Annotated in this window: 17 protein-coding genes and 1 pseudogene; 10 read left to right on the top strand and 8 right to left on the bottom strand. The window is 71.3% G+C overall.

The features are described from left to right. The first annotated feature begins 17 nt into the window (after positions 1-17). Positions 18-1,748 (top strand): phospholipid carrier-dependent glycosyltransferase, encoded by a 1,731-nt coding sequence (locus AQJ46_RS03780; protein WP_059204178.1) that lies wholly within the window; start codon positions 18-20, stop codon positions 1,746-1,748. Positions 1,749-1,777: 29 nt separating this feature from the next. On the opposite strand, the gene AQJ46_RS03785 is transcribed toward AQJ46_RS03780, so the two are convergent. Next, positions 1,778-2,179 (bottom strand): DUF3662 domain-containing protein, encoded by a 402-nt coding sequence (locus tag AQJ46_RS03785; RefSeq protein ID WP_059204179.1) that lies wholly within the window; start codon positions 2,177-2,179, stop codon positions 1,778-1,780. A gap of 40 nt (positions 2,180-2,219) precedes the next feature. After that, a complete protein-coding gene (locus tag AQJ46_RS56095; RefSeq protein ID WP_167368192.1) occupies positions 2,220-2,384 on the bottom strand; it encodes a hypothetical protein in 165 nt (54 codons plus the stop codon). A 169-nt stretch (positions 2,385-2,553) separates the two neighbouring features. On the opposite strand from AQJ46_RS56095, the gene AQJ46_RS03790 reads away from it, so the two are divergent. The 4 genes from AQJ46_RS03790 to AQJ46_RS03805 all read left to right on the top strand — a co-directional run bounded on the left by AQJ46_RS03790 (position 2,554) and on the right by AQJ46_RS03805 (position 7,395). Then, entirely contained in the window at positions 2,554-3,477 is a 924-nt protein-coding gene (locus AQJ46_RS03790) for a MurR/RpiR family transcriptional regulator (RefSeq protein ID WP_059204180.1), read from the top strand. A gap of 355 nt (positions 3,478-3,832) precedes the next feature. Continuing rightward, positions 3,833-4,219 (top strand): hypothetical protein, encoded by a 387-nt coding sequence (locus tag AQJ46_RS03795; RefSeq protein ID WP_057613037.1) that lies wholly within the window; start codon positions 3,833-3,835, stop codon positions 4,217-4,219. Positions 4,220-4,267: 48 nt separating this feature from the next. Continuing rightward, positions 4,268-4,834 (top strand): antibiotic biosynthesis monooxygenase, encoded by a 567-nt coding sequence (locus tag AQJ46_RS03800; RefSeq protein WP_059204420.1) that lies wholly within the window; start codon positions 4,268-4,270, stop codon positions 4,832-4,834. Positions 4,835-5,040: 206 nt separating this feature from the next. After that, the gene (locus AQJ46_RS03805) at positions 5,041-7,395 is read left to right on the top strand and encodes a SpoIIE family protein phosphatase (RefSeq protein WP_225887247.1); all 2,355 of its coding nucleotides are present in this window, start codon (positions 5,041-5,043) and stop codon (positions 7,393-7,395) included. A gap of 34 nt (positions 7,396-7,429) precedes the next feature. On the opposite strand, the gene AQJ46_RS03810 is transcribed toward AQJ46_RS03805, so the two are convergent. The 3 genes and pseudogenes from AQJ46_RS03810 to AQJ46_RS03820 form a co-directional block, all read right to left on the bottom strand. Then, on the bottom strand, positions 7,430-7,912 hold the full coding sequence (locus AQJ46_RS03810) for a flavin reductase family protein (RefSeq protein WP_059204182.1): 483 nt from the start codon (positions 7,910-7,912) through the stop codon (positions 7,430-7,432). An 18-nt stretch (positions 7,913-7,930) separates the two neighbouring features. Further along, positions 7,931-8,596 (bottom strand): peptidoglycan-binding domain-containing protein, encoded by a 666-nt coding sequence (locus AQJ46_RS03815; protein WP_059204183.1) that lies wholly within the window; start codon positions 8,594-8,596, stop codon positions 7,931-7,933. Between the two features lie 343 nt (positions 8,597-8,939). Continuing rightward, a pseudogene (locus tag AQJ46_RS03820) lies at positions 8,940-9,213 on the bottom strand (hypothetical protein); the annotation flags it as partial. A 135-nt stretch (positions 9,214-9,348) separates the two neighbouring features. On the opposite strand from AQJ46_RS03820, the gene AQJ46_RS03825 reads away from it, so the two are divergent. Continuing rightward, positions 9,349-10,038, top strand: a complete 690-nt coding sequence (locus AQJ46_RS03825; RefSeq protein WP_225887230.1) for a TetR family transcriptional regulator — start codon at positions 9,349-9,351, stop codon at positions 10,036-10,038. A 51-nt stretch (positions 10,039-10,089) separates the two neighbouring features. Here the strand turns inward: AQJ46_RS03825 and AQJ46_RS03830 are convergent, their stop codons facing one another. Then, positions 10,090-10,542, bottom strand: coding sequence for a hypothetical protein (locus tag AQJ46_RS03830; protein ID WP_225887231.1), 453 nt, complete (start codon positions 10,540-10,542; stop codon positions 10,090-10,092). Positions 10,543-10,779: 237 nt separating this feature from the next. Here AQJ46_RS03830 and AQJ46_RS03835 point away from each other — a divergent pair, with 237 nt between their 5' ends. Beyond that, a complete protein-coding gene (locus AQJ46_RS03835) occupies positions 10,780-11,193 on the top strand; it encodes a Zn-ribbon domain-containing OB-fold protein (protein ID WP_057613031.1) in 414 nt (137 codons plus the stop codon). Between the two features lie 40 nt (positions 11,194-11,233). Here AQJ46_RS03835 and AQJ46_RS03840 read toward each other — a convergent pair whose 3' ends face one another. Then, on the bottom strand, positions 11,234-12,586 hold the full coding sequence (locus AQJ46_RS03840) for a Gfo/Idh/MocA family protein (RefSeq protein WP_059204187.1): 1,353 nt from the start codon (positions 12,584-12,586) through the stop codon (positions 11,234-11,236). A 186-nt stretch (positions 12,587-12,772) separates the two neighbouring features. Between AQJ46_RS03840 and AQJ46_RS03845 the strand changes: the two genes are divergently transcribed. After that, a complete protein-coding gene (locus AQJ46_RS03845) occupies positions 12,773-15,541 on the top strand; it encodes an alpha/beta hydrolase (protein ID WP_059204188.1) in 2,769 nt (922 codons plus the stop codon). A gap of 93 nt (positions 15,542-15,634) precedes the next feature. On the opposite strand, the gene AQJ46_RS03850 is transcribed toward AQJ46_RS03845, so the two are convergent. Next, entirely contained in the window at positions 15,635-16,015 is a 381-nt protein-coding gene (locus tag AQJ46_RS03850) for a PPOX class F420-dependent oxidoreductase (protein WP_057613028.1), read from the bottom strand. 173 nt (positions 16,016-16,188) lie between these two features. Here AQJ46_RS03850 and AQJ46_RS03855 point away from each other — a divergent pair, with 173 nt between their 5' ends. Continuing rightward, entirely contained in the window at positions 16,189-16,989 is an 801-nt protein-coding gene (locus AQJ46_RS03855) for an SAM-dependent methyltransferase (RefSeq protein WP_079072098.1), read from the top strand. A gap of 319 nt (positions 16,990-17,308) precedes the next feature. Then, positions 17,309-18,682: a S1 family peptidase gene (locus AQJ46_RS03860; protein ID WP_059204190.1), complete on the top strand. Its 1,374-nt coding sequence runs from the start codon at positions 17,309-17,311 to the stop codon at positions 18,680-18,682. Positions 18,683-18,687: the final 5 nt, after the last annotated feature.

Genomic DNA, 18,687 nt, shown 5'->3' on the forward strand with positions numbered 1-18,687 from the left:
AGAGTGACCCTCATGAGGTGCCTCCGGATCGCTCCCGCCACCGCCCGGCCGGTCGCACCGCGGGGCGGATGATGGCGAGCGAGCAGCAGACGGTCCTGGACACGACCTCGGGGTCCGGGGCCCGCGACGACGCGGTGCGGCGGCCGCGACCGGCCCGGCGGTGGCTGGTGCCGCTCCTCGTCGTCGTGCTGCTCGCCCAGATGGCCGCCGTCATGGTGACCACCGCCGTGCAGCAGACCCCGACGATCGACGAACCCGTCTACGTGGCCACGGCCGCCGAGTACCTCCACGGTCAGGGCATCCGCTACAACCCCGAGCACCCGCCGCTCGGAAAGCTCGTCGTCGCCGTCGGGGTGGCGATCGCCGACCCGCACGTGGACACGGCGTTCGACGGGCCCCAGATCGACCTGGGCCCGCACCTGCTGTACGAGTCGGGCAACGACCCCTGGCGGCTGATGTTCTGGGCCAGGCTCCCGGTGATCGTGCTGACGCTGCTGTTCGGGCTGATCGTGTTCGCCTTCGCCCGGGAACTCGCCGGAAGGGCGGCGGGCCTCACGGCGCTCGCCCTGTACGCCTTCTCCCCCGACGTCGTCGCCCACGGATCCCTGGCCACACTCGACGTGCCCATGGCAGGGTTCCTGCTCACCTCGGTGTGGCTGCTGTGGCGGGCCCGCCTTCGGCCACGGCGGTACGTGCCGCTCGCCGGTCTGGCGCTCGGCGCGGCCCTGGCGACGAAGATGAGCGCGCTGCCGGCGGTGCCGGTCCTGCTGGCACTGGCCGCCCTCTCGGTGTGGAGCGCGTGTCGCGGTGACGAGACGCGGCGCCGGCTGCTGCGCGTCCTCGTGGGTGCCGCGGTGGTGGCTCTGGCCGCCGTCGCCGTCGTATGGGCCTCGTATCTGGTGGTCGATCCGCGGCTGCGGTGGACGTCCCAGGACCAGGTGCCGGTGGTGCACGGGCTGCGCGGGACCCTCGTCGATCTGCTGCCGTTCCCGCAGGCCTACGCGGACGGGATGCGCCTCCAGTTCCGTTTCGAGAACCACCCGTGGGAAGGCTTCCTGTTCGGGCGGATGTACACCGGACACCTCTGGTACTACCTGCCGGCGGCACTCCTGGTGAAGACCCCGCTGGGCCTTCTCGCCCTGTGGGCGGCCGGTTCCGTGGTGCTGCTCGCGGTACGGCGGCTGCGGCCCGCCGCGCCGTATCTGCTCGTGCCCGCCGGGGTGCTGCTCGCCTCGGCCATGACGGGATCACGCGACTTCGGCACCCGGTACGCGCTCTTCCTGCCCATGTTCCTGACGGTGGCCGCCGGGTGTGTGGTGGCTGTGCGCCGACGGCCGGCGACGGTCGTGACCGGGGCGCTGGTGCTGTTCGTCGCGGTCAGCTCGCTGCTGACTTTCCCCTTCTATCTGCCGTACTCCAACGAGGCGTTCGGCGGACCGGCCCGCACCCATCTGCGGCTGCACGACTCCAACGTCGACTGGGGTCAGGACCTCGGCCGGCTCGCCGACCGGCTGCGCGAGCGCTATCCGGACGAACGGATCTGGCTCGTCTACAAGGGCAGCGGGCTGCCGTCCGCCTACGGCATCGAGGCGTCCGATCCGCGCGAGGTGCCGGTGGAGGACGTGCGCGGACTGCTGGTCGTGTCGGACTCCTCGGTCGCCAAGGCGAAGGGCCGGCTGGCCGAACTGATCGACAGCAGTCGTCCGGTCGACGAGGTCGGTCACTCGATCACGATCTATCGCCGATGATCACCGCACCAGGGGTGGGACCCGTCCGCTCAGCGGATCGCCTGCTGGAACCCCTCGGCGCTCACATGGGGCATCGCCCCGCTCGTCACGCGGTAACGGCCGTTGGGCACGTGGTCGGACCTGGAGATGTGCACGGTGAGCGGGCCCGCCCATTCATAGCCCTGCCGCTCGCCGTGCCGGGCGAGGCTGTCCGTCAGCGCCTGGCCCACATTGCTGCCCCGGCGCACCAGTTCGTCGTAGGCGAAGTCCGCGAGCTCCACGTCGTACGCGTTCGGGACCACCACGCGGCTCTCACTGCACACGACCACGTGGCTGTCGCACTCGCGCCGCAGCGCCTCGAGGAGTTCGACGGGCTCCCGGCCGAGGACCCGCGCCCACAGTGCCTCCCATCCGTGCTCCATGGCCTGTTCCAGCGTGCTCAGCGCACCCATTGCGTCCCTCCTGCCGAAAGATCCGGTTTCGCGTGCGGCGTCATTCCTGGGCGAAGTCGTCGGGCTCCACCCGCGCCTCCTCGAACGCCTCGCGCAGGGTGCGGCCGCTTCCGCCGGGGGCGGTGGTCCCGCCCTCCTCGGGGGAGTTGGCCAGAAGCTCGCCGGTGGTGTCGGTCTTGCGCCGGTTCTCCTCGGAGACCGTCATGCGGGGCTGCTCCTCTGGTGTCGTCGAAGGTCTTGCCCCGCGGCGGGTTCCCGCTCGCGGGCGGCGTATCCGTCCCGATCGGCGGTCGCCGGATCCTTTCGCACAAGCGCTGGTCACCGAGGGCTGTGGGCTATGTTGACTCCCCGTGGCAGACAAAGGAGGCGCCTCGGTGTCATCGCCGCAGCAGGCACGCGCACAGGCATCCGCGATCACCTCGGGCAAAACCGCACCGGAAGCGGAGGCCGCCCCGGCCTCCCAGCTCAGGACCCTCTTCGACCGGCCCCGGCTCTCCCCCGGGCAGCGGCGCATCGCGCAGTACCTGATCGAGCACATCACCGAAGCGGCGTTCCTGTCCATCACCGATCTCGCCGAGCGCGTCGGCGTGAGCCAGCCCTCGGTGACGCGGTTCGCCGCGGCCGTGGGCTTCAGCGGCTATCCCGCCCTGCGCGAGAAGCTCCAGTCCATCGCGCTCGGCACGCTCGCCGGCGGCCCGGTCGCCGATGACGAGTCCCGCGGCAACGAACTGCAGGCCGCGGTCGACGCCGAGATCGAGAACCTGGAGAATCTGCGGCGCGACTTCGCCGACCCCGACCAGATGATCGAGCTCGGCCGCAAGCTCTCCGAGTCGACGCCGCTGACCATCCTGGGTCTGCGCATCTCGGCGTCCCTGGCCGAGTACTTCTCCTACGCGGCCCGCCGTATCCATCCCGACGTACGCGTGGTCACCCGCGGCGGCAGCGTCGCCTACGACGCTCTCCTGCAGTCTCGTGAGGCGGGTGGCACCTGGGTGCTCGCGTTCTCGATGCCGCGGCACGCCCAGGAGACCCTCACCGCGCTGCGGGTCGCCCGCAGCGCCGGACTGAAGGTCGCCCTCGTCACGGATCTGGCGCTCGGGCACGTGGCCGACGAGGCGGACGTCGTCTTCAGTACCGGCACCGGCTCCCGGCTGGTCTTCGACTCCTACGCGGCACCCGGCGCGATCGCCGCCGCCCTGCTCCAGGCCATGACCGACGCCGATCCCGAGCGCACCCAGGCACGGCTCGAGGAGTACGAACAGATCTCCGACCAGCACCAGTTCTTCCTCAGGGACTGACGCCTCCACCCCCGGTCATAAGGCTTCACAAGGGGACCATCCGCAATAAATCGCGCATGAATGTTTTCATACTCCTTGCCAAGAGGACGGCATATATAAATACTTCTCACGGATCACCCCCGGGACCACTCCGGGACCCGTCCGCACCCCTGTCCCCGTCCCCACCCCCCCACACCGCCCGAGAGGGCTCCTGTACGGACATCCCGAGCCGTCGTCACCTACCCGCGTCGGCGCCCGGGATGTTCGATTGGGCCTCGCCTGCACGCGAGCCCTTGGCGGCCCCGGTCATCCCCTAGACCGGGGCCGCACAACCCCTCGGACCACCCGCACGACGCCGCACCCGGAAGCGATCACCATGCCCCTGACGACCACGCGGACCACCACCCTGACCGGCCCGGACTGGCCGTGCCAGGTCAAGACGCCCGGCAGCTACGACTGGGAGCGCTCCGCGGCCAAGTGGCTGCGCGAACTGGTGCCGGCGCGGTACGCGAGCTACCCGGCCCTGATGCGGCACACCGTCCTCCTCGCCCGGCACGCGCAGATCCAGGTCCAGCACGAGATCCGGGTCGCCCGCACCGCGCTGCAGACCGCCCGGGCGGACCTGCCGTCGCTCGGGCTGCCGGAGTCGGTCATCGAGCACACGATCAAGCTGTACGCCGCCGAGGTCCTGCAGCTCCAGCACATCGCCCGCAGCATCCGCGCGGTCACCCAGGCCCTGGTCGACCACCACCACGGGCGCTGACTCTCCCCGAGGGCATGACCCACGCCGTACGTGGGACCCGTGGTGACCATGAGCACCACCGAAGTACGGCGCGGGGATCCGGTCACCACGGTCCTCACCTGGGAGGTGCGCCCCGGCCGGGAGCAGGAGTTCGAGCGCTGGACGCGCGGGATCACCCGCTGCGCCAGACGGTTCCCGGGCAATGAGGGCGTCTCCTGGCTGCGTCCCGAGGACGGTCACCGCTTCCACGCCTTGCTGCGCTGGTCCGACGCGCACCGGCTCACCGCCTGGCTGGAGTCGGACGAGCGGGCGGCCTGGCACGCGCGGATCGACGACATCGCCGTCGAACTCGGCAGCGAACGGCAGTCGACCACCGGGCTCGAGACCTGGTTCAGCCTGCCCGGCACCACGGTGCGGCCCCCGGTCCGCTGGAAGATGGTGCTGACCACGTTCCTCGGCGCCTTCCCCTGCACGCTGCTCATCCAGTGGCTGGTGACACCCCGCACGGCCGCCTGGCCCCTGCCGCTGCGGGCCGCGGTGTTCCCGGTGATGCTGCTGCCGCTCCTCACGTACCTGGTGATGCCACTTCTGAGCCGGCTGCTGCGACGGTGGCTGTACCCGCCGCCCGACCACTGACCCCGCCGCGAACCGGGGCGCGCGGCCGGTTCCGTCAACCTGCGGGCTCACCGGTGTGTGGGATGTCTGTTCACAAGAGCGCGAACGGCAGCTGACGCATGTGCGATGCTCAACGCGTGACGAGCGAGTTCACCGACCCTTCACACGCCGGTACCGCGCCCGACATTGCCGCGCTGGCCAAGGTCGTGGCCAGACAACGTGCGGAAATGGACCGGTTGCGGGACCAGGTCGCCACCTCGGCGGTGCTGGAGCGGACCAAGGGCGCTCTCATGGCGCTGACCGGGTGCACTCCGGACGCGGCCGGCGAGGAGATGCTCCAGCGGGCCAAGGCCGGCAACCGCACCCTGCTGGAGGAGTGCTGGATCACGCTCGCAGCCCTGGTGCCCCCGCTGTCCGGCGCCGCTCAGCAACCCCGCCCCGGCCACGGCTTTCCCGGCATACCCCTGGCCGCGGTTCCCGGACCGGCCGGTCCGCGGGCCGTACGGCCGGGCACCGCCGTCCCGAGCGGGCGGGACACGTGCGAACTGGATGACGGTTTCTCCGCGCTCGGCCGCCTCGGCAAGGCACTCGCCCATGTCGCCACCCCCCAGGACCTGGCCGGCTGTCTCCTGGAGGAACTCGCTGCGGACGTCGGCGCCGACGCTCTCCTGCTCTTCCGGGCGCTGCCGGCCGGAGGGCTGGAAATGATCGGCCATGCCGGGGTCGAAGCCACCCTGGCCGCCCAATGGGCCCGGATTCCCCCGCTGAGCGGCATCGCCGCGCTCGACGCGCTCCGGGCGCGGGAGCCCCGCTGGCTGGAGGACTTCGCGAGGGACCGGGAGCAGCACCTGCTCATAGGGGATCCGCCCGAGCGCTGGCTGTCCCGGGCCTGGCTGCCGGTGCCGACCGGCGACGGTGCCGAGGTCTGCATCGGGATCCTGCGCGCGCGAAGCGGGCCGTTCTCACCGCAGGCCCGGCAGCTGCTGCGGGCGGTCGCCCGGCTGTGTGCCGGTTGGCTGCGAGCCTTCGGCCCCCGGTCGGAGCACAGTGCCGCCGCCTCGGCCGCCGCCGCCCAGCCGGTCTTCGACGCGCTGCCGGGCTCGGCGACGCTGCTCACGCCGCTGCGCGGCCCCTCCGGAGCGGTCGAGGACTACCGCATCGACGCCGCGACGGCGGAGGCGGTCGACGTCGCGGGCCGCACCGGCAGGCAACTGCTCGGCCGACGGATCCTGGAGTGCTTCCCGAGCATGGCGGAGGAGTCGGTGTGGCACGGCTGCCTGCGCACGCTGACCACCGGCGAGCGGTTCGAGGGTGAGCCGTTCGCCTACCAGGAGGTCGTGGACGGCGCCGCCGCACTGTCCACGTACGCGGTGCACTCGGCCCGTCTCGGCGATTCCCTGGTCGTCACCTGGGTCCGGCACGACTCCTCCGACCGGCAGGAACAGCGGCTGGCGGACGTGCAGCGGCTGGGGAATCTGGGCTGGGCCAACTGGAACCTGGTCACCGACGAGGGCAGCTGGTCCTCCCAGGCCTTCCTGGTCCTGAGACGGGATCCGGCGCTCGGACCGGTCCGGCTCGCCGACCTGCCGGAGCTCGCGCTACCCGAGGACGCCCCCGTGCTGGCCCGGGCCGTGCGCGACCTCGTGCGCACGGGGCGGCAGTTCGACGTCCCGTTCCGGGTCCGGACCGGGGACGAGGTCCGCCATCTTCGGATGGTCGCCGAGGTGGTGGCGGACACCGACAACAGGCCCGCCGAGGTGCACGGCTTCGTCCAGGACCTCACCGCGCAGCGCAGCGCCGAGCTGGCCCTGGTCGAGAGCGAGCAGGCCATCGTCACGCAGCACGGCGTGCTGCGTGCCGAGCGGACTCTGGCCGCCCGCCTCCAGCACGCGCTGCTGCCGCTGCCGACCCGGCCGGTCCGCCTCGCCGGTCTGCGGGTCGAAGTGGCCTATCTGCCCGCCCAGTCGGGGATCCACGTCGGCGGCGACTGGTTCAGCGCCATCGAACTGCCCGGCGGCGACGCCCTGTTCGTCGTCGGTGACGTAGCCGGACACGGCATCGACGCCGTGGCCACGATGGCCCAACTGCGCTTCACCGCCAAGGGCATGGTCATCACGGGCTCGTCGCTGACCGGAGCGCTCGCCCGTCTCAACACCCTGCTGCTGCACTCGCGCGACTCGCACGGCACCGCGACCATGATCCTGGCCCGCTACGACCCGGCTGAGCACTGCCTGGTGTGGGCCCAGGCCGGCCATCCGCCGCCGCTGCTGGTGCGCGACGGAGAGGTGCGCTACCTCCAGCGCCCGCCCGGAATACTGCTGGGAGCGTGCTCCGATCCGAACTTCGAGGAGGCGCGCTGCGTCCTGGAGCCGGGTGACCGGGTCCTCCTTTACACGGACGGCCTGGTCGAGCGCCCCTCGGAAGGCATCGATCACGGCCTGGACCGACTCGCCGCGGCGGTCGCGGCACACCACGCGGACGAGCCCGGCACCCTGGTCCCGCTGCTGACCTCGGTGCTGGAGGGCGAGCGTCGCGACGACGTCTGCGTCGTGGACATCCGGGTGCCGTCCGGGACGGAATGAACACCCGGGACGCGCGCGGTGCTTCGGCCCCGGCTCAGTCCGCCGGGTGGCCGGGCGAGATGGAGGTGGCGTCGGAGAGCCGCAGCAGCGGTGCCCCGCCGGTGTCCTCGCGGGCACCCCACTCCTGTGGCTCCAGCACGAACCCGACATGGTCACCGCCGTCGGTGCGCGAGACGACCGTGCCGACGAACCAGGCGGCCGCGTCCTCCAGTACGACGGCCCCGCCGGCCTCCTCCCGCCAGCGGACCCGGCCGAACTTGTCCGTCCGGTCCCCGGTCTCCCCGCCGAACAGCTCGGCGAGGCCGCGCTGTTCGCGGGTGAGGAGATGGACGGCGAGGCGGCTCGCGGCGCGGGCCACCCGGTAGGTGCGGTTGGCCTTCGACAGCCACACGGCGTACCGCACGAGCTCGATCGAGCACTGGCAGGCGAATCCGACCAGACAGCCCGCACGGTCACCGTCCGCGGCGGCGGTCACGACCCACATGTCGGGGTCGAGCCGGTCGATGAAAGCGTCCATGCCCGCGATTCTCTTCGGTCAGCCGCCGCCCGTACGCGACTCGAGGTCACGTCGGGTGTCGTCGCCGTACACCCCGTCCTCGTCGCCGCGGATGCCGTACCAGAGCTGGAAGCGGGCCACGGCGGCGGTCAGGGTCGTGTCGTAGGTGCCGTCGGTGGAGCCGTTGTCGTAGACGTCAGGGATACGCAGCAGGCGTTGCTGCAGGTCGGTGACTTCGGGGCCATTGTCTCCCTCGCGGAGGGTGCCGGGCCCGTCGGGGTCGGTGGCACCGGCGGTCGAGGTGGGTGTGGGGGTCGCGGAGGCGGTCGCGGTGGGCTGCGGGGCCGCCTCGGCGGTGCTCTCCCCGCGGCCGGCCAGCAAAAGGGCGCAGCCGAAGCCGATCACCGCGGCCACGATCACGGCCGCCGCGATCGCCGTGCGGCGCAGTCCGGGCACCCGCCCGCGGGGGATGTCACGGGAGCGGCGGGTGCGGTCGTGATCCCTGACGGGCGGCAGTTCCTGGGTCGCGTCCTCGGCTTCCGACGGCGGGCCGGGCAGCGCGATGGACTCGTAGCCGACGGCTCCTCTGGGCGGCAGGTCCTTGAGCAGTTCCGCGAGCGCGTCGGTGCGGCGCGGGCGCAGCACCCGGATGGGTTCGATGGGCTGCCCGTCCGGCGGCGCCCCTCGGTCGGACGGTGTCGGCATCCTGGTCTCCTTCCGCCCGTGCACACGGGTCTGGGCCGTCCCCCAGGGAGTGATACGGCGCCACGGGGCCGGGAGTTCAGCGCTTGTTCTCTGTTCGCCCGGGCTTCCGCTACGCCCAGGGCCTGGAGGACCTCAATCCGTACTTGTCCCTGGACGCCCTCGACGACGCTGTTTGGGCCGGCGTGGTCGTGCGACCTGGGACACCGGGTGTCGTAAGGGAACTGGCCTCCAGGCTCGGACCGCGCACAGGATGCGTGTCGCCGCCCCGGGGTCGAGTACGCCGGGGACCAGCCCGCCCAAGACCGTTCGGGGCGCGCGGCTGAACGGACTCACTCCCACTCAGTCCACAGGAACGGTTGTACACGCGCGTGCCGTTTCGCAACGCCCGCGCGCGGAAGGCGTCGTACGGCCTCCTGGTACGCCAGGACCGGCCCGCTGTTGCGGACGACGACGGCGTCGAAGCCGTCCGCCAGCGCGGCGGCATCCCGGGGATGGCACAGGGCGAGACCGAAGTCCTCCCTGAGACGCGAGGTGAGGAAGATGTCCCCGTCGCAGTAGCGGCGCCCGCGGGCCTGGTAGGCCAGATCGGTGACGTACAGGAGGGTGGGGCGGGGCATGCGGGGCTCCTCGGCCGGCGGGAGCCGATCGTATGCGGCGGCACTCCTCCCGGACAACGCACCCGACAGCACTCAGTTCCCTCACAGGAGTGCACCCAGTGCCATGCGATCGGTTCAGGTGCTACGTTCGCGACCATGAGCTCCACCAAACCCGCCATGCGGGACGCGCTGGTCGCGGCCGCCTTCCAGCTGTTCCTGGAACGGGGTTACGAGCAGACCACCGTCGACGACATCGTCACGCTCGCCGGAGTCGGCCGCCGCTCGTTCTTCCGGTACTTCCCGTCCAAGGAGGACGTGGTCTTCCCCGACCACGAGCGGTGCCTGACCGACATGACGGCCTTCCTGGCCGCGAGCGACCCCGGGTGCGACCCGCTCGAGCGGGTCTGCGAGGCGGTGCGGCTGGTCCTGCGGATGTACACCGAGAACCCGACCTTCTCCGTGCAGCGATACCGCCTCACCAAGCAGGTGCCCGGCCTGCGCGCCTACGAGCTGTCCGTGGTGTGGCGCTACGAGCGCGCCTTCGCGGAGTATCTGCGCGGGCGCCTGAAGGGGCTGCACGACGGCACGCTCCGGGCCGATGTGATCGCCGCCGCCGTGGCCGCGGCGCACAACAACGCCCTGCGCTCCTGGCTGCGCTCGGACGGACACGGCGACGCCGAGCAGACGGTGGAGCACGCGCTCGGCTATGTGCAGGCCGCGTTCGGGGCACCTGGCGCGCCGTCCGCCGACGAGCCGCCGGAGGACGTGGTGGTGATCGTCTCCCGGCGCGGCGCCCCGCTGTGGCGCGTGGTCCAGGAGATCGAGTCCACGCTCGAGCGGGACTGAGCCGGACCGGGCGGACGGCACGGGGAACCGTGCCGTCCGCTCAGCGACGGCTCAGGTCTGGCACTGCGCCGTGCCGGCGGTCGACCACCCGCTCCAGACACCCCCGTCGGCGCGGGCGTGTACCCGGATCTCGACCTTCACGGGCCCGCACACCCGGGTCGAGCTTCCCACCTCCGTGGGTTCGACGGTCCCTCCCGCGGGGACATAGGTGCGACCACTGCCCAGCTTCACCCAGTGACCACCGTCGACGACACGGAAGAACGCCTCGTAGGCGACGTTCACCGCCCTCGGGCCCGTGTTGCGCGCCTTGACGTACGCCGTGATCTCCCGCGTGTAAATGCGGCCTTCCTTGCCGCGTTCGGCGCTGATGCAACCGTTGACGGCCACCCGGCCGGTCGACACCCCTCCGCCGCACGCGACCGCCGCCGCATGAGCGTTCGCCGGTACGGCCAGCACGGCGAGCGCGACCGCGCTCAGGACCGCTCCGATACGCCTGACATGCACAATCCTGCTCCCTTCACCCCTGATTGCCCTCAGAGGAACCATGACGGGTCACGGCGTGGAGAGCAGCGGATCTTGGACTTCTTCACTCCAACGGAAGATGAGGGTACCGAGTACCTTTACGTCTGACACTCAGTGCCATACGCTGATGCCGTGCACGGTGGCACAGGGAGCCGCGCACGTCCGTGCACGGTTACCCGAGCACGTGGGATTCCGGCCGAGCGCAGGGAGTTGACCAGCGTGTACCACCACTCAGGAAACATTGCTCGTCAGACAGCCGGTTCTGGGACGGGCGTACTCGAGCCCGCCGCCCCGGCCACGGACGCGATCCTCTTCCAGCGCTGCACCTGGTGCGGCACGGCGATGTACCACCGCCTGCTGTGTCCGGTCTGCCAGTGCGGCGACCTGCGCACGGAACGCAGCGAGGGCGTGGGCACGGTCCGCCACGCCACGGTGGTCCACCGCAACACCCCCGTCGCGCGCAATGTGTCGCTGATCGAGCTGACCGAGGGCTTCGTCGTCCGGGGCCGGGTCATGGGTCCGCCCGCCGCGATCCACAGCGGTGACCGGGTACGGATGTCGACGGTCAAGGACCCGGTCCGCGGCGAGCCGGTCTTCCAACTGCTCGACGAGCCCTACCGCGCCTGGCACTGACGAGACGTCAGCCCCGCGGCAAATACCGGGACTTCGGGCCTCACCACACTCCCGGGATCAGCTCCCGCACCCGCACGGGCCGCCCCGTCTCGAAGCACCGGTTGGCGGCGAGCCCCACCCCCAGCGCCAGGGCACCGTCCCGTTCGGTGGCCGTCGGGTGAGTCGCGGCGCCTACGTCCTCCCTCACCGGACCCGTACCGGGGTCCACGGGCCCGAAGAGCGCGTCGAGCATGCGGGGGTCTCCCCCGCCGTGCGCCTCGTGGGCCGTGACGAGCGGTACGTCGACCGGGGGCTGCCACAGGGGCCGCAGCGTCAGACGCGCGCCGCCCGCGTGGTCGGCCGCGGTGTCCCCGTGCACTGCGCCGCTCGCCGAGGTGACGCCGGTCAGCGGTGCCTGCCAGCGGCTCTCCTCCACCTCGAGTTCCAGACGGCCCCCGCTGCCGTTGAACATGACCCGGTAGCCCTCCCACGGGGAGTAGGCGGTGAGGTGGTACGTCATCGTCGCGCCCCGGGCGTGGCGGACGAGGAGGGCCATGTCGTCCTCGATGGTGACGGGCCCGTCGAAGACGTTGCGGTCGCGGACGTATCCGTCGTCCCGCTCGGCGTCCAGGTACAGGGCCCGCAGGGTGTCATCGGCGGCGAGATCGAGGGCGAAGGGGTCGTCGGCGGCCGGATCCGCCCCGTGGGCCCGGGTGTAGTCGCGGCGCAGGCCGTGGTGTTCGCCGGCCTCACGGCCGTAGAAGCCGAGCCGCCCGTAGCCGAACACGTCCTGCGGTTCGTCGGCGAGCCACCAGTGGACCAGGTCGAAGTGGTGGCTCGACTTGTGGACCATGAGGCCGCCGCTCAGGTGCTTCTCGCGGTGCCAGCGGCGGAAGTAGTCCGCGCCGTGCCGGGTGTCGAGGAGCCATTCGAAGTGGACGGAGAGGATCTCGCCGATCGCTCCGTCGGCGATCAGGGCGCGGACCTTCTCGTGCACGGGGTTGAAGCGGTAGTTGAAGGCGACGGTGAGGGAGTTGCCGGTGGACCTGACCGTGTCCAGGATGCGGGCGCAGCGGTCCGCGTCGACGGTCATCGGCTTCTCGGTGACCACCCGGCAGCCCGCCTTGAGGGCCGGGACGATGTAGCGGTCGTGTTCGGCGTCGACGGTGGTGACGACGACCTCGTCGATGCCTTCCTTCGCGAGCAGGTCGGCGAAGTGTTCGGGTTTCCACTGAGCGGCGGCGGGTTCACCGGCCTCGGCCAGCAGCCGGTTGTGGAAGGCCATACGGGTCGGGCTGGGATCGCACAGGGCGGCCACGTGGTGGCCGGGGCGGGCGGCGAGGGCCCGGGTGAACAGCTGTGCCCGGTGGCCGGTGCCGACGACGGCTGCACGGAGGTGGGGAGTTCGGCTCATGGAAAGCGCTTCCCCCGCCCGGGGATCCGCTAGTCCCCACGGCCGCACTGGCTTGATCGCGTCGCTCGTCCGCGATCGGCGTCTGCTCACAGACAACCCACAGACGCCCCTCCCCCGTCCTAGGTGACGCGAGAGGCGCCCGGGACCGACGGGACGTCTGCGCACGGGGTTTTGAGGAGAGAACCATTGATCCGTGCCCGGCGAATATGTGTGACCGCCGTGGCGGTGCTGGCGGCCCTGGCGGGCTCGCCGGGACTGGCACAGGCTGAACAGCCGCCCGAGTCGAGGCTGTTGAGCGCGACAAACGACAACTCGCTTCCGCCCGGGTGGCGGATCGACGGCAAGAGCGGGGCGCGTGAGCTGGTCTGGCGTGCGCCGAAAGCCGTGCCCATGGGAGACGCGCGCGTCGAGTTCCGGACCGGGGACCGGCTGCTCGGGGTGCCGAAGCCGGCGAGGGACGGGCGGACCTTCCGGCTCGCCCTCGACGAGGCGCGGCCCGCACAGCTGTCGGATCTTCAAGTGACGGCCGCGGGGCGCCGGTTGGACGCGGCGGCCGATGACACACACACATCCGGCCCGCGCGGGGCGCGGGTGCCCGCGCAGGCTCCGGCGAACGACGTCGATCCGGGCAGACCCGGCTCGTACCGCACCGTCACCGGTGAGTACGATCTCGACCCCGTGCGCCTGCCGGGCTACGCCACCCCGATCGAGATGCGTGCCCAGGTGGTGGCGCCGAAGAATGCCACCGGCAGCCGGCCGCTCGCGCTGTTCCTGCACGGCCGCCACAGCACCTGCTACAAGCCGGGCACCGAGGACGACATCACCGGCGACTGGCCCTGTGCGGACGGCTACAAGCCGATCCCCAGCGACAAGGGCTACCTGGCCGACCAGCAACTGCTGGCCTCCCAGGGCTATGTGACGGTGTCGATCTCGGCGAACGGCATCAACGCCCAGGACTGGCAGGCCGAGGACGCCGGCGCGCAGGCGCGTTCCTCGCTGGTACGGCAGCACCTGGCCCGCTGGGCCGACTGGACCGCTCACCGCTCCACCGCCCCGGCCGTGGTGCGCGAGGCCGCGAAGGCCGACCTCTCCCGGGTCCTGCTCGTGGGCCACTCGCGCGGCGGCGAGGGCGTCAACCGGGCCGCCATGGACAGCCTCTACCCGCCGCCCGCCGCCGAGGACGGCTACCAGGGCCCGGTGCGCTGGAAGGTGCGCGGGACCGTGCTCGTCGGACCGACGATCTTCGGCCAGAATCCGGTCGCCGACGTGCCGAACGTGACGCTCCTGCCCGGCTGCGACGGCGATGTGTCGGACCTCCAGGGCGAGGACTTCGTCGACGGGACCCGCGGCGTCAGCCGGGGCACCGCGCTGCACAGCGCGGTCTACATCGTCGGCGCCAACCACAACTACTTCAACAGCGAGTGGACCCCGGGTGAGGCCGAGGCGCCGGCCTCGGACGACTTCTGGACCGACCCCGAGCAGCCGGACCCGGTGTGCTCCCCGGGTGCCGCGACCCGGCTGACCGCCGCCCAGCAGCACAAGGCGGGCTCCACGTACATCGCCGCCGCGGCCCGGCTCTTCCTCGCCGGGGACGACCGGGTACGTCCGCTGCTCGACGGTTCCGGCAAGCGGGCCCCGTCCGCGGACCCGGCCCGGGTGCTGACCCACGCGGTCGGCGGCCGCCGCAGCGGTGGTTTCCTGCCGGACGGCGGGGCGAAGGTGACCGGCGCCCGGCTGTGTTCGGCGATCGACCCCGACCCGGCCGTGGCCTGTCTGGACCCGGAGACCCCCGGCTCGTCACCGCACTTCGCGTCGTGGGAGACGGAAAAGGAGACCGGCCGCAGCGCGGTGGACCTGACGTGGTCCGCGCCGGGCACGGCCGCGCGTATCACCCCGGCCAAGCCGCTCTCCCTGCGCGACTCCCAGAAGCTCGCGCTCCGGGTCTTCGTACCGCCGAACACGTCCGGCACGAAGTTCGACGTGTCCGTCACCGACTCCTCCGACCGTCGGGTGACGCTGGGCTCGGTCAAGGTGGACGGGCTCCCCGGCTCCGCGAGCACCGCGTCCTACTGGGCTCAGGAGCTGCGCGTCCCGCTGTCGGCCGCCACCCGGGCCGGGCTCGATCTCCGGCACGTCACGTCCCTTGAGCTGACGCCCCGTTCGCAGACCGGGCGGGCCTGGCTGATGGACGCCTGGGGCTGGGCGCCGGGCACTCCGGCGGCGAAGGCGGCCGCACTGCCGCGGGTCGACGTGGGCCGCACGATCGTCAAGGAGGGCGACTCGGGCACCCGCACCTACCGGATCCCGGTCGAGATCTCCGGGCACGGCAGCGGCCAGGTCCGCGTGTACGTCCTCGAGCCGGACAGCGGCCGGGCCGAGACCAGGCTCGTGACCGTACGGCCCGGCAGCCACGCGATCGACGTACCGGTCGAGGTGAAGGGCGACACGGACTACGGCTACGACGTGGAGTACGACATCGCCGTCAAGGCCGTCCACAACGCCGTCGTCGGCAAGCACCGGGGCGGGGTCACCGCTGAGAACGACGACCCCGAGCCGGTGATCACCCTGACGCCGGTCGCGGACCGGGTGACCGAGGGAGAGACGCTGACCTGGCGGATGTCCGTGGACGCGCCCACGGCCGTCGACATCTGGCAGCCGATCCGGGTGCTTCCGGTCACCGAGGGCACCGAGCTGTCCACCAAGGACGTCGACCCGCAGTGGCTCCAGGACTGGTCCGGTGACGTGCCCGACCCGGAGCGGCGGCTGTCCGACGCGAACCTGTGGGTGTGGCTGAACATTCCCCCGGGGAGCACCAGCGCGGACTTCATCGTTCCGACGGTCCAGGACCAGGTGGCCGAGCCGACCGAGTCGATGCGCGTCGCGCTGACCGACAACAACGCCGAGCCGCTGCCCGACAAGCCGGTGCTGACGGGGACGGTGCTCGAGCGGCCGTGAGCAACCGGTCGTACGACGGGCCGTGAGCCCGATCCCGTACGACACTGCACGATGACCCTTTGTGCGGGGCCCGGTCCGACCGGGCCCCGTTCGTCACAAGGTCACGCGGATCCCGACCGTCCCGTCCACTCCGCGGCGCAGCCTGCTGCCGAAGAGCGAGAGCCGGCCGACGATGCCGTACTTCCGGGCCAGGAGCTGTCGGTAGCGGGCGGTGGTCGCCGCGTCGCAGATCTCCGCCGTGGCCGGGATCTGGTCGCCGGTCGGGTTGCCGCGCAGGTCACAGGGGCCGACGAGGACGTCCGCGCGGGCCCGGATCCGCTTCACCTTCCAGGCGTCCGCGGCCGACCACACGCCGAGTGTGTCCCCGTCGCGAACCACCCACACGGGCGTGGCGACCGGGGTGCCGTTCTTGCGAAAACTGGTGAGCAGCAGATACTTGCCCGCGCCGAGCCGCTCCAGCTGCGTGTCATCCATGACGGAAGTCTAGTCATTCTGAACAGCGTGGCCCCGGCGCTACTTCGGGTAGCGAGGGGCACTACTGAAGGTGAACTCGTCATGTCGGGTAGCCCGAGGCTGTCGTCACTCGCCCGCCTGGCCCCACAGTAAACCGGTGGCATCGACAGCTGCCCGTCCCTACTGTCCGGATCATGGATGACACCGATGCCCCGCCGCGGCTGACCCGCCTCACCTTCCACGGCCCTCTCTCCGAGGACCGGGCCGCCAGGTTGATCCGTCAGCTCGCCGACGGAGTTGGCCCGACCGCCCCAGCTACGGTGCTCGATATAGGTTGTGGCTGGGGGGAGTTCATGCTCCGCCTCCTCGAGGCCATGCCCGGCGCGACCGGCGTCGGTATCGACCTGAATGAGGACGACCTCGCCCGCGGACGCACCAACGCCGAGATGCGGGGGCTGACCGACCGCGTCGACTTCGTCCGTGAGTCCGCTGCCGGCACTGCCCGAGGCCCCGCCGACATCGTTCTGTGCTTCAGCGCCAGCCACGCTCTCAGTGACGCCCAGCCACCGGAGCACACCAGCGCTGCGCTGCACGCCCTTCGCCGCCTGGTGAAGCCCGGCGGCCGTGTCCTTCTCGGCGAGGGCTTCTGGCAGCGTCCACCTGTTCCGAGCGAGTTGTCGGCCATGTGGCCGGAAGCCTCAGCCTCCGAGTTCCACGACCTCTGCGGTCTCGTCGACCTGGCCGTCGCCGCGGGCTTTCGCCCTGCCTGGATCGAGTCCGCAAACCCTGACGAATGGGATCACTTCGAGTCCGCCTATCAGTCCGACGTCGAGGAATGGCTCGCCGCCCATCCCGATCACCCCCTGGCGAAGGAGACCCGCGACCGTGTGGATCGCCATCGCAGTATGTGGCTCCGGGGTTATCGCGGCGTCATGGGCCTGGCGTATCTGACCCTCGTTCCCGTGAAACAAGGAGCCGCTTCAAGCTCCGCTTGACCAACGAACAGCCGCCTTCTTGGGGGTTGAGGGCATCAGGTGTGCCGCAGGTTGATCCGCACCAGCACCATCGGCCGGCCCCCGGTAGTCCTTGTACAAGTTCAGCAACATCGCCGCCCCGAGCCGGGCCCGGATGCGCGGGAATGTGGCCAACCCAGCCCTGCGCATGGCTGGTTGAGACGTCTCAGGAGGATCCTGCGGCACAGGATCACCGGCTGTCGTGAACGCGCCCGGCCCCGGCCACGTATGCAAGGAGGGCACTCAACGACCGGAGGGCCCTGCGGTGCAGATACCGCATTTTCGGGTTCGGGAGCCATGCATGAGGCACGCACGACGACGGGTCGTCCGGCGAGTGACACGGCTGGCGGCAGTCGGCGGACTCCTCCTGGGAGGTGCGATGGTCACGCGCGCCGTCGCGAGCGAGACTCCCCTCATCACCGCCGTGCCGCACACCTACGCCATGGAGGCCGGGCAGACGGGGGCGGATCTGGTGTCGCGGCTCGGTTCCTCGCGTACGGCCGGCACCTGGATCGGCACCGACGGCAAGCCGGTCGTCGCGGTCACCGACGAGCAGGCGGCCGCCGAGGTGCGCCAGGCGGGTGCCCGGGCGAAGGTCGTCGGGCACAGCATGGACGAGCTCAAGTCGGCGACGAAGACGCTGCGTTCCGCGCCGCGGGTCGCCGGGACCGCCTGGTCCATGGACTACCGGACCAACCAGGTAGTGGTGCAGGGGGACAGCACGGTCTCGGCGTCCGACTGGTCCGCCATGACGGAGGTCGCAAACGGTATCGGCGGCTTCGTCCGCATGGAGCGCACCGACGGCACCTTCACTCCCCGCCTGAACGGGGCCCAGCCGATCCTGTCGACCGGCGGACGCTGCTCGGCGGGCTTCAACGTGACCAACGGTCAGAGCGACTTCATCCTCACGGCCGGTCACTGCGGTCCCACCGGTTCGACCTGGTTCGCGGACACCGGGGGCAACAACCAGCTCGGCAAGACGGTCACCCAGAGCTTCCCGGGCAACGACTTCTCGCTGGTGCAGTACGCCAACGGGAAGGCTGGCGACGGAGCCGGTGTCGTGTTCATCGGCAACGGCAAGGGCGTGCAGATCACCGGCGCGGGCGATCCGTCCATCGGGCAGCGGGTGTTCCGCAGCGGCAGCACGAGCGGGCTGCGCGACGGTCAGGTGACGGCGGTCAACGCGACGGTGAACTACCCGGAGGGCACGGTCACCGGGCTGATCGAGACGAACGTGTGTGCCGAACCCGGGGACAGCGGCGGTCCGATGTTCTCCGAGGGGATCGCGCTCGGCATCACCTCGGGCGGCAGCGGTGACTGCACCCAGGGAGGTACGACGTTCTTCCAGCCGGTGACGAAGGCGCTGACGGACCTCGGCATGCAGTTGATCGTGTCTAACCCGGCCGCCGCCGGCGGGGCGTCTCCCGCTCCTTCGGCCACCGCGACGCAGGCGCAGGGGTCGATCGCTCCCGGTGCGGCCTCTCCCGGTTCCTCGGCGGCGGTGGAGGGGGCACAGGGCACGCCCCTGCTGAGCCGGCTCACGGACACCCGGAATGTCGGGCCCGGTCTGCTGGTCGTCGGGGGAAGCCTGATCGCGCTGGTGGCGACGCGGTACATCCGCTCGGAACAGGACCGCAAGGCGTATCAGCGGTATTACTCGGCGACTTGGGGCTGAGTCCC

The sequence above is a fragment of the Streptomyces canus genome (assembly GCF_001514145.1).
GTDB lineage: Bacteria > Actinomycetota > Actinomycetes > Streptomycetales > Streptomycetaceae > Streptomyces > Streptomyces canus.

Bases quoted from the DNA above. Each gene is read 5' to 3' on its own strand.
- AQJ46_RS03810 (WP_059204182.1), bottom strand. From the start codon at position 7,912: ATGGACGCTTTCATCGACCGGCTCGACCCCGACATGTGGGTCGTGACC.
- AQJ46_RS03860 (WP_059204190.1), top strand. From the start codon at position 17,309: ATGAGGCACGCACGACGACGGGTCGTCCGGCGAGTGACACGGCTGGCG.
- AQJ46_RS03785 (WP_059204179.1), bottom strand. From the start codon at position 2,179: ATGGGTGCGCTGAGCACGCTGGAACAGGCCATGGAGCACGGATGGGAG.
- AQJ46_RS03855 (WP_079072098.1), top strand. From the start codon at position 16,189: ATGGATGACACCGATGCCCCGCCGCGGCTGACCCGCCTCACCTTCCAC.
- AQJ46_RS03800 (WP_059204420.1), top strand. From the start codon at position 4,268: ATGAGCACCACCGAAGTACGGCGCGGGGATCCGGTCACCACGGTCCTC.
- AQJ46_RS03795 (WP_057613037.1), top strand. From the start codon at position 3,833: ATGCCCCTGACGACCACGCGGACCACCACCCTGACCGGCCCGGACTGG.
- AQJ46_RS03815 (WP_059204183.1), bottom strand. From the start codon at position 8,596: ATGCCGACACCGTCCGACCGAGGGGCGCCGCCGGACGGGCAGCCCATC.
- AQJ46_RS03840 (WP_059204187.1), bottom strand. From the start codon at position 12,586: ATGAGCCGAACTCCCCACCTCCGTGCAGCCGTCGTCGGCACCGGCCAC.
- AQJ46_RS56095 (WP_167368192.1), bottom strand. From the start codon at position 2,384: ATGACGGTCTCCGAGGAGAACCGGCGCAAGACCGACACCACCGGCGAG.
- AQJ46_RS03825 (WP_225887230.1), top strand. From the start codon at position 9,349: ATGAGCTCCACCAAACCCGCCATGCGGGACGCGCTGGTCGCGGCCGCC.
- AQJ46_RS03850 (WP_057613028.1), bottom strand. From the start codon at position 16,015: ATGGATGACACGCAGCTGGAGCGGCTCGGCGCGGGCAAGTATCTGCTG.
- AQJ46_RS03805 (WP_225887247.1), top strand. From the start codon at position 5,041: ATGGACCGGTTGCGGGACCAGGTCGCCACCTCGGCGGTGCTGGAGCGG.